General features: G+C 47.3%; 1 protein-coding gene. It reads left to right on the top strand.

Translation table 11 applies throughout. The annotated features are described in order from the left end of the window. Positions 1–82: 82 nt before the first annotated feature. Positions 83–847 (top strand): IS4 family transposase (locus tag JKP77_RS22160; RefSeq protein WP_218313343.1); only part of this gene is annotated, 765 nt, incomplete at its 3' end.

The following is an 847-nucleotide window of genomic DNA, read 5'->3' as shown; positions in this document are numbered from 1 at the left end:
TAATGCCGATCAGTTAAGAGATTGACATTGGCTGTAAGAGGATCAAAATCCGATGATCGTAAGGTCATCGGATTTTTTAGTTGTGCAGCTTGTAACCGCTCTCTCTCTTGCAAATGGCTATGCGCCAAATACGGATAACTTAGGTCAACTCAGCGATATTCTGTGTGCCGACTTCATTACTCAATGCCTGGAAAAATCGGGAGTTGCTACCGTTCGCAAGAGACGTCTGCCATTGGAGCAGGCTGTTTGGGCAGTAATCGCTATGTCGATGTATAGGCAGGAGCCAGTTTGGAGTATCGTGAGTAAAGCGCAGCTTATGCTACCGGGTAAGAAATCTTTGGTTGCTCCGAGTGCAGTTGTGCAGGCCAGACAAAGGTTGGGGGCCGATGCAGTCAAAGAAGTCTTTACGCAAAGTCAGCTGATGTGGAACCGGGATGCGGAACATCCGACTTGGTGCGGACTAAAGCTACTTGGCGTCGATGGTGTTGTCTGGCGAACTCAAGATACTGTAGAAAACCGGGATGCTTTTACGTATTGGAAAAATCAGAATGGAGAGTGTGGTTATCCGCAAGTGCGGATGGTTTGCCAGATGGAGCTTACCAGCCATATGCTGACAGGTAGTGCCTTCGATGATGCCAGAGTGAATGAAATGCTTCTGGCAGAAGAGTTGATTGAAACTACGCCTGATAACTCACTGACATTGTTTGATCGAGGATTTTACTCTCTGGGCTTGCTTGAAAAATGGCACCGGACAGGAACCCAGCGTCACTGGCTTATTCCTATGAAAAAAGGGATTCAATTCGACGTTGTCAAAAAGCTAGGTCGGCAAGATAAGCTGGTCAGACTG

Source organism: Alteromonas antoniana, assembly GCF_019249295.1.
Lineage (GTDB): Bacteria > Pseudomonadota > Gammaproteobacteria > Enterobacterales > Alteromonadaceae > Alteromonas > Alteromonas antoniana.
Note: the sequence above shows the minus strand (reverse complement) of the source record. Positions and strands in the feature narration are given on the sequence as shown.